Below are 9,750 nucleotides of genomic sequence, written 5' to 3'. Positions count from 1 at the left end.
ATGCCGCCCCCACAAACAACCCTTGCAGCCTTGTAGGCGCGGCGTACGCCGCGAAGCTCGTGCATTGTCAGATTGCACAATATTCGATGATTCGTTGCCCCCAGCTTCGCGGCTTACGCCGCTCCTACAAACGCAGAGAACCCTGCGTGGCCCGGGGAAGCACAGCGCGGCTGGGAGGTACCGTTCTTGGCGGAAAGTACCTGGGGAGCCCCAGTCGCGCTGTGCTTGCCGGGACCACGCAAGGTGGGTCCCTCAATGTTCGATTACCGCTCGCGGAATGCTTCGCGTGCCTTCAGCACTGGCTTGAGCAGGTACTCCAGTACGGTCTTCTCGCCGGTACGGATCTCCATCGAGGCGATCATGCCCGGGATGATCGGCAATTCTTTGCCACCGGCTTCCAGTGCGCTCTTGTCGGTGAGCACGGTCACCCGGTAGTAGGTGCTATCCGGGCGGCCGGCTGCGCCTTTCTCTTCGTCTTTCAAGGTGTCTGGGCTGATCAGCTCGACGGTTCCGCTCAGGCCGCCATAGATGCCGTAGTCATAGGCGGTGATCTTCACGGTTGCCGGCAAGCCAGGTCGCAGGAAGGCCACATCGGATGGACGGATCTTGCCTTCCACCAACAACTGATCCTCGAGCGGAACAATTTCCAGAATGTGTTCGCCCGGTTGGATCACACCTCCAACGGTGTTGACCCGCACGTTCTTCACCGTGCCGCGTACTGGTGCGGTGATGGTCGTGCGCTCAACCACATCGGCGCGGCCAACCAGGTTTTCGCTGGTCTGCGAGAGTTCCATCTCAAGCTTGACCAATTCGGAGTTGGCGTCCGAACGATAGCGATTGCGGCGCTCGACAATCTGCGAGCGGATATCGTTGGCCTGCCTGCGCATGCGCAACAGTTCCACATCTGATAGCAGGCCCTTGGCCGCCAGTGGTTGGGCCAGGCTGATCTCGCGCATCGACAGGGCGTAGCTCTGCTCAAGCGAGGCGACACCTTCTTCCAACGCGCGACGACGGGCGTTGAATGCACGGGTCTCGCTGGCAACCTCGTCTTCAAACTCCCGCACTTGCGCATCGAAAACCAGCGCTTCGCCATAGGCTTCGGCACGTAACCTGGCAATGGTGGCCTTGAGCGAGATGACCTTGCTCAGGGCTTCGCGGTAGCTTGCGTTGGCGCGGGTTGGGTCGATCTTGAGCAATACCTGGCCGCGCTCGACCACGGCGCCTTCCTGCGCGGACATCTCTGCGAGGATGCCGCCTTCCAGGCTCTGGATGATCTGCTCACGACTCCTGGAGACTATCTTGGCTTCACCCTTGGTGATCTCCTCCACGCGGGCGATATGTGCCCAGCTGATGCCGACAAGCAGAACCAACAGTACCAGGTAGGTGACGATGCGCGAGCCCGGCGTGGTCTGGGCGAGCAGGGATTCGGCGACATCGTCCATGAACGCGGCATCGGCAGCGCTGATCGATCCAGTGTGTTTGCTGGGTTTCCTCCAGTGCAGCATCACTGCACCTCCTGTTGCTGCGGTTTGCCATGGCGGACACGTGCCGGCGCAGGCCGGATCGAGGGTGCAGTGCCAACTGATGTCGTGGGTTGTTCCGCGCCTGGAACTGTAGTGGCGGACGTTGCAGGAGAATCAGTAGCCGTGGTCGCAGTTGCTGGTGCAGTGCCCGGCATGCGTACCCCGCTATTGGTGTTGGTGCCGAGTGCAGCGAGAACATTGGCCTTCGGTCCATCGGCAACAACGCAACCGTTTTCCATCACGATCACCCGTTCTACCAGGTTGAGCAAGGAAGGTCGGTGGGTAACCACCACCAGTGTTTGGCCCTTGGTTGCACGATGCAGGTGTTCGAGGAATTGGGCTTCGGTCTGCGCGTCCATTGCGCTGGTCGGCTCATCCATCAGCAACAGACGCGGACGAGCGAGCAGGGTCCTGGCCAGCGAAATCAGCTGGCGCTGTCCGCCGGATACGCCATCGCCATTCTCTCCGATGGGCAGGTTGACGCCGCGCGGATGCGAAGCGGCAAACTGATCGAGGCCAGTCAAGCGCAACACACGCACGAACTCATCCAGGCTGGCATCCGGGCAGCCCAGCATCACGTTTTCGCGCAGGGTGCCATGGAACAAACGTGCTTCCTGGCTGACGAAGCCGACCGCTTTGCGCCAATCGGCCGGGTCAATCTGTTCGACATCCAGGCCGTCAGTGAACATCTGCCCTTCGGTCGGGGAGTACAGGCGCGACATCACCCGCAACAAGGTCGACTTGCCACTGCCTATGCGACCTAGGATGGCAATGCGCTCACCGGGTGTAATGGAAAGATTGATATCGGTCAGTACCGGTGGGTTGGGCTGCATGGGTGGAGCGGGGTAAGAGAAGCCGATCTTCTTCAGTGCGATCTGTCCACTCAGGTTTGGCACCGGCAGATAGTCCCTGGCCGGGTCGCGATCCTGCGGCATTTCCATCAGCTTGTTCAACGATTCCAGTGCGGCCTTTGCCTGCTGGAAGCGCACGGCCAGACCGATCACCTGCCCAAGCGGTGCTGTTGCACGGCCGGCCAGCATGACGGTGCCGATCAGCGCCCCCATGCTGAGCGTACCAGCGGTGATCAGATAGACCCCGGTGATGACCAGTGCCACGGTCTGCAGCTGCTGCAGCAGGGTGACAGTGCCCGTTGCGATGCTGGACAGGCGCCTGGACTTCATTGAGGTGGCCGACTGCAGGGCACTGAAATGCTGCCAACGCCGCTGCATGTTGGCAGTACCGCCTGTGGACTTGAGTGTTTCCATGCCTTCAATGGATTCGATAAGCACACCCTGCTTGAGCGAAGACTCACGCAGGTTCTCCTTCATCACTCTCGCCAGCGGCCACTGGATGCTCAACGAAATGATGATGATCAGCGGCAGGATCATCAACGGTATCCAGCCAAGTGGGCCGCCAATGGCAAAAATGACGCCGACGAACAACAGCACGAATGGTAGGTCCGAGATCGCCGCCAGGGTTGCCGAGGTGGCAAAGTCGCGTACCGATTCGAATTCGCGCAGTTGGTTGGCGAAGCTGCCGGACGAAGCCGGTTTATGCTCCATCCTCACTGATAGAGCCTGGCGGAACAGCATGGCGCCAAGCACCAGGTCTGCCTTCTTCGCGGCCACATCCAACAGGTGCGCACGTACAAAGCGGATGACGGCCTCGAACACCATGGCGATGATCACGCCGATGCCTAGTGACCACAGTGTGACGAAGGCCTGGTTGGGCACCACACGGTCATAGACGTTCATGGTGAAGAAAATGCTGGCCAACGCCAGCACGTTCGCAAGTACCGCGGCGATGGCGGCGCTACGGTAATAACGACGGTAGCGCCACAAGGTACTGAACAGCCAGTGCCCCCTGGTCGCAGGCAGCGCGTCGCCCGCACGATTGTCCACATGGGCACGGGGCTTTACCAAGATGGCGTGGCCGGCGTAGATCGCCTGCAGGTCTTCATGCGGAAGATCAACGGGCTCCACGGACACCTCTGGAAGAATGACCGTGTAGCGCAGCTGACGCTTGTTCTCTTCGTCGCTGAACTCCGTGTACTGCAGCAGGATGCAGCCGCCTTGCTGCTTGCGCAGCAGGATGATCGGCATCACCTGTGAAGGCAGCTGTGCCAGGCCACGCTTCACCACGCCACCGGTCAGGCCGGCGTTGCTCAATGCCTGCAATGCCAGTGAGGACGACAGTGTGCCGTTCCACGGCAAGCCGGCGACCAATGCGGAAGGGCTGCGGCTCACGCCATAGTGATCACACATCCAGGAAACACTCTGCAGTAATGTGTCTTCGGTGCTTGTCTGGTCTTGTGTCGCCGCTGCTGCTATGTCAGCCGCTGTGCTTGTATTGGTCATGGCAGATCCAGAGTGGTGGCATCTGCGATGGCAGATGGATGCTATCCACGAGTGCGATCAAATTCCGCGCTCGACGAGGAGCGGAAGTCTGGGGTTGATCAGGTTGTTGGCGAATAGGAACGGTCCCAAATGCACGCTGTCAGTTTGGCGTCAAGTGCGGGTCCGATTTCCAGTTCTTGCAAAGCGCAGAAATTCCCGTGCTGTTGCGTTGGGTTTCTGCTCAGCGCTGCAAGTCGAACTCGCGTGAAGTTTGCGGGCGGCCTGGATTACAGCAGCGGGCGTGAGGGACGTTCGCGCGGAAGCGAATGATGGGCGTCGGTCAGCGCATGTTGATGTCTGTTGTCACAACGGTTGATGTGGTGCGCGCTAGTGCTTTGGTTTCGTCACCGAGACCAATGATCTACCAATTCGACGAGAAAGCTGCGGATCGATCGTTCGGCCTCCAGTGTCCAGTAGCCATTAGTGAAACCTTCACGCGGCCAACAATAATGGGCGAGCGAATATGAGGGCGATACAAGTTGTCTGTAGCCCTGCCGAGCACAGCGCACTCGGGGTGACTTTCTGCTCAATATGTTCTTTCAGCGCGAACAGTCCCGAATGCGTTGTACTTACGCTGGCTACGAGCAGGAGGGGGCGCACATCGGCCCCGGGGTCCGGATGGGATAAGGAGGCCGTCGGTTACGAAAAACGGTTTGTTTCATTTTTATCAGGCATGAAACTAAATAGTGCTCATAAGTGTCATTTGAAGTATCGCGCATCGCGCGTAGTTGATCTGTTTGACCATGCTGGGGATCGTGTGATTTCCATACTTGTCTCTGCTGTTATTAAATGTGAAGTCGATTATTTGCGGCATCAGTGCGAGTGTGCTGCTTGGCGATCTACGCCACGGCCGCTGATTAGATTGCTTGTAATGCCGATCTGTTTTGCTGCAGTGATGGATCGAGTTCGTCGGCGCGCGGTTGGTGTGGGAGTGGTCATTAAGCTGTTGTATTTTATATGAAATATTTGGGATTTTAGTTTTTTTTGTGTCCATGTGCGCCGATGGTGTGCTGATTGCATACAACATGTTGTTGAGGCGGGTTCGGATGATAAAAACTTTTGCCGCAGCGTTGTATTTCATATTTGAAACCAGAAGAAAGTATTGAGTCCGCTTTTTACTATATCGCTTAGGTTTGGGACCTGTCCTATTCAAGGCGGGAATTGCGGTGGCAATAATTTCTCCATTGATGAATCTGACCTCGAATAGTCAGTTCAAATTATATGGTGTCTGAAATTATGGGCTCCGCCAATCAAGTCATGATCATTCAGGTGATTCAGCGATGAAAGCAAGTATCTCTGTAGTCAGCGATAAAACCGTTGTTTCCAATAATCCGCTGCGCGAAGCCAAGGGGGGCGGATCTATTCGCGTGAAGGCAGTCCAGGGTGGGCGGTATCTGCTCGCCGAGGATGACACTGGTGTGGGTCCCGAGAACATTACCGTCAAGCGCGTAGGCAAGAACCTGCATGTTGCTCTGGAAGGCACTGACCCTGATCAGCCAGAGCTGATCATTGAGAGTTTTTTTGATTCCGACGGCCAGTTGGTCGGCTTGGGTGAAGACGGTGTTTACCACGAGTACATCGCCGCCGACGGCGACACCGATAGCGCAGCCCCGTTTCTGATGGATGGTGTGTCTTCGCCATTGGCGTTGGGCGCCCCGCAGCTCGCTGGCTTTGGCGAAGGTTTGATCGTTGCAGGTGCAGGCCTGTTGCCGTGGGCGCTGGCCGGGGTCGCTGGCTTGGCCGGCGGTGCCATCATCGAGCACAACAAGGGCGGAGACAGCAGGCTGGAGGACACCACTGCACCAGAGAACAAGGGCATTGGTTCGATCGTTGATGACAAGGGGCCGCTCAAGGGCAGCATCAATCCCGGCGACGTGACGGACGACAACCGCCCTACGCTGGGTGGCTCGGGCCAGGAACCCGGTGACCAGGTCGTGGTGATTGATAACGGAAAGGTCGTTGGCGAAGTGATCGTTGACGGCGATGGCAACTGGAGCTTTACCCCGGAGGAGGATCTTGGCGACGGTGAGCATTCGCTGCAGATCGTAGTCAAGGACCCATCCGGTAACAGTTCGGCTCCATCCGAGGAAATCGTGATCGTCATCGACACCAGCGCGCCAGCCAAGCCGGGCCTGGAGAGCATCATTGACGACCAAGGACCTGTCACCGGTCTGGTGGAGAATGGCGGCACTACTGACGACAAACAACCGACATTGGCGGGCAGGGGAGACGCCGGGGATATCATTACCATCATCGACAATGGCAACGTCATTGGCGAAGTGGAGGTCGGCGGAGATGGTGCCTGGAGCTTCACCCCCGAAGCGCCGCTGAGCGAAGGCGAGCATGTTTTCGAGGTTGTCGCTACTGACCCGGCCGGCAACAGTTCCGAACTGTCGGATGGTTACGTGGTGATTGTTGACACCACGCCGCCGGACAATTCAGGTATTGGCAGCATTGTCGACGATCAGGGCACAATTACCGGTCCGATCGTCAACGGTGGTCATACCGACGATACGCAGCCCATGCTTACCGGCAAGGGTGATGCCGGCGATACGGTAACCGTACTCGATAACGGCAGCGTGATCGGTGAGGTGCAGGTAGACGATGACGGCGTCTGGACCTTCACCCCGCAAGAACCCCTGGGCGAAGGCGAGCACTCCTTCGAGGTAGTGGTCACTGATCCGTCCGGAAACAGCAGTGGCCCGTCCGATGAGTTTGTGATCATCGTTGATACCACCCCGCCCGCCAAGCCGGGTATCGAAAGCATCGCCGACGATCAAGGTGCTGTCACCGGCCCTGTCAGCAATGGTGGCTATACCGACGATACCCAGCCAACGCTGTCGGGCAGGGGCGATGTTGGCGACACCGTCACTATCATCGACAATGGCAAGGCCGTTGGCGAAGTGCAGGTGGGCGACAACGGTATCTGGACGTTCACTCCGGAGGAAGTGTTGAGCGAAGGTGAGCACGTCTTTGAAGTTGTGCTCACTGACCCGGCTGGCAACAGCTCCGAGCCGTCGGACAGCTATGTGATCAACCTGGACAGTGAGGTGCCCGACAAGCCAGTGATCGAGACTGTATACGACGATCAGGGCGACAAGACCGGGTTCCTGAGCACGGGCGAGGCAACTGATGATGCCAAGCCGACCATCGAAGGATGCGCTGGTCCAGACACCATTGTCATCATCAGGAACGGCGATATCGAGATCGGTCGTGTGCCGGTGGATGCGGAAGGCCGGTGGGCGTTTGAGCCGTCGCTGCCTTTGGCGCAGGGTGCTTACAACTTGACTGCCGTAGCCATAAACAAGGCTGGGACAGCCAGCGAGCCTTCGGACGGTTTCGATCTGGTGCTGGTCGGCCAAGGCTCACCCGCAGCCCCGGCGATCACGTCGGTGGTCGATGACGTTGGTGCCATCATCGGCAGCATTCAGAAGCATGGCATTACCGATGATGCACGCCCCACCATCAACGGCACCGCACCGCCAGGCATGACTGTGTCGGTCTACATTGACGGGGTGGTGTTCGGCACGGCCGAGGTTGCAGAAAATGGGGTGTGGAGTTACACCCTGACTGTGGATCTGGCTGACGGTCTGCACAACATCACCGCGAGTGCGAGTGACGGCGTGGGCAACAACAGCCCGGAAACTGGAAAGTACCCGATCAACGTCGACACCACGTCCGCAGGCAAGCCGAGCTCAGACAATGCCGTATTGCTTGACGACGTGGGCAGTGTGACCGGCCCGATCGTCAACGGCACCGTGACCGATGATGCGACCCCTACTTTTGAGGGCAAGGGCGAGTCGAACGGTACCGTGATCATCTATGACAACGGAGAGGAAATCGGCCGCGTTCAGAGTGACGCCAATGGCGACTGTAGGTTTAGTCCTTCACCTGGTCTGGGTGATGGCCACCACAGTCTCAACTACGAAGTGGTGGATCAGGCCGGCAACGTGAGCCCGAAGTCCGATCCGATAGATTTCGTGGTCGATACCAAGAACGTAGTGATCAGTATCGATGGCGCAATCGACAATGCGGGCACCGTTACTGGCGAAATCGGCCAGAACGGCGTCACTGACGACGTAACCCCGACGCTGCATGGCAAGGGCACTGTTGGTGGTACGGTTAAAGTCTACGAAGGCGGCGAGCTGTTGGGTGAGGCGGTAGTCGATGCGGCAGGCAGGTGGAGCATCACTCCTCTTGTACCGTTGAGCGAAGGAGTACACAGCCTGACAGCAACGGTTACGACCGTTGCCAATGGTGAGAGCGGGCACGTTGGTCCGCTTGAACTGATCGTAGATCTGACCCCGCCGAACGTGCCGACGATTGAAGAGATAAACGATGATGTCGGCGTGTTGCAGGGTGCATTGAGTCACGGGCAGCATACGGATGACGCTACGCCGACGTTGTCGGGCAAGGCAGATGCAGGCGCGAAAGTGAACATCTATGACAAGGGCAGCCTTCTGGGTAGCGTTGAGGCCAATGCCAATGGCGATTGGAGCTTCACCCCGAATCCGCCGTTGCTCAATGGCGGGCATGACTTTACCGTCACCGCCCAGGACAAGGGTGGCAATGAGAGTGACGCGTCAGCGGTTTTCGCGGTTGTGGTGGACACGCTCGCGCCGGATGCGCCCGTCATCGAAACCGTATACGACGATACGGGCTCCAGGACAGGAAATATGAGTGAAGGCGAGACGACCGATGACGTCCACCCCACTGTCAGCGGGAAGGCCGAGGCAAACAGCACCGTTGTCATCAAGGATCGCGGAACCGAGATTGGGCGTGTGGTTGCGGATATGAACGGCAAGTGGGTTTTCGAGCCGGCTGAAGCACTGGCAGGTGGAGAGCACGAGTTGAGCGCCGAGGCTATTGATGCAGCAGGTAACAGCAGCCCGCCTTCCAACGAGTTCAGGTTCTCGGTGGACAACGCGACTCCCACCACGCCAAAGATCACCAACATCCGTGACGACGTTGGCGTGTACACAGGCGTCCTCCTGAATGGCGGAAGCACCGATGACGCCATGCCGATGATCAATGGCAATGGAAAGGCTGGCGACACGATCGAGATCCGGATGGATGGACTTCCGCTTGGCAGCGCTCTGGTCGGTGAAAACAACCGCTGGAGCTTCACTCCGACAGCCCCAGTGACTGATGGAGTGCATGTTTTTACTTCCGTTGCGGTAAGTGCAGGTGGTGCGGAAAGTGAGATCAGCAACAGCTATCAGATCCGCGTCGACACGGTCTCTCCCGATGCCCCTGTCATCGAGTCGGTACATGACAATGCCGGTGTTTGGACCGGAGATCTCGTGAACGGGAAGACAACCGATGACCGCACGCCGACGTTCGCTGGCAAGGCTGAAGCAAAATCGACCATCCTGGTATTCGATCGCGGTAAGGAGGTTGGTTTTACGACGGTTGATGAGAACGGAAACTGGAAGTACGCGCCTGAGCCGCTCGCGTATGGCGAGCACAGCTTCACCTTCATTTCTTTCGATGTCGCGGGTAACTTGAGTGACGCATCTAAGGCATGGACTGTGGTTATTACGTCAGCAGTCCGCTCGACGGATGACATTGCCCGGGGGGATGCAGTGCCCTCCCTGGAGGAGCTGCTGGTGGATGGCGATATGGATATGTTCGCTGCCGTTGCTGGGGGCGTTGATGTCGTGGAAGTCCCGCCAATTGTTTCATTTGAGCTTTCCAGCGAAGCCACGTTGCATGAAAGCTGGGCAATCAACTCCAGCGCTATACAAAGCGGCGTAGATTGGCTGGTCCGGGACGCGATTGCTGATGTCAATGTCCTGGAGAAGATGTTGATCGAATGATCTGACCGCCCG

3 protein-coding genes are annotated in these 9,750 nt (G+C 58.2%); 1 reads left to right on the top strand and 2 read right to left on the bottom strand.

Features of this window, described 5'->3' with window-relative positions; translation table 11 throughout:
• Positions 1 to 263: 263 nt before the first annotated feature.
• Both QMX78_RS09075 and QMX78_RS09070 read right to left on the bottom strand, forming a co-directional pair.
• Positions 264 to 1,505 carry an HlyD family type I secretion periplasmic adaptor subunit gene (locus QMX78_RS09075; protein WP_282268614.1) on the bottom strand — a complete coding sequence of 414 codons (1,242 nt, stop codon included), beginning with the start codon at positions 1,503 to 1,505 and terminating at the stop codon, positions 264 to 266.
• A complete protein-coding gene (locus tag QMX78_RS09070) occupies positions 1,505 to 3,880 on the bottom strand; it encodes a type I secretion system permease/ATPase (RefSeq protein WP_282268612.1) in 2,376 nt (791 codons plus the stop codon). The genes QMX78_RS09075 and QMX78_RS09070 overlap by 1 nt, the downstream gene beginning before the upstream one ends.
• A gap of 1,319 nt (positions 3,881 to 5,199) precedes the next feature.
• On the opposite strand from QMX78_RS09070, the gene QMX78_RS09065 reads away from it, so the two are divergent.
• The gene (locus QMX78_RS09065) at positions 5,200 to 9,738 is read left to right on the top strand and encodes an Ig-like domain-containing protein (RefSeq protein ID WP_282268610.1); all 4,539 of its coding nucleotides are present in this window, start codon (positions 5,200 to 5,202) and stop codon (positions 9,736 to 9,738) included.
• Positions 9,739 to 9,750: the final 12 nt, after the last annotated feature.

It is taken from the genome of Stenotrophomonas sp. PS02298, assembly GCF_029959445.1.
In the GTDB taxonomy this organism is placed as follows: Bacteria; Pseudomonadota; Gammaproteobacteria; order Xanthomonadales; family Xanthomonadaceae; genus Stenotrophomonas.
This window is presented reverse-complemented; position numbering and strand designations above follow the sequence as displayed.

Excerpts from the sequence above, each read along its gene's own strand:
- QMX78_RS09075 (WP_282268614.1), bottom strand. The coding sequence starts at position 1,505 with ATGCTGCACTGGAGGAAACCCAGCAAACACACTGGATCGATCAGCGCT.
- QMX78_RS09070 (WP_282268612.1), bottom strand. The coding sequence starts at position 3,880 with ATGACCAATACAAGCACAGCGGCTGACATAGCAGCAGCGGCGACACAA.
- QMX78_RS09065 (WP_282268610.1), top strand. The coding sequence starts at position 5,200 with ATGAAAGCAAGTATCTCTGTAGTCAGCGATAAAACCGTTGTTTCCAAT.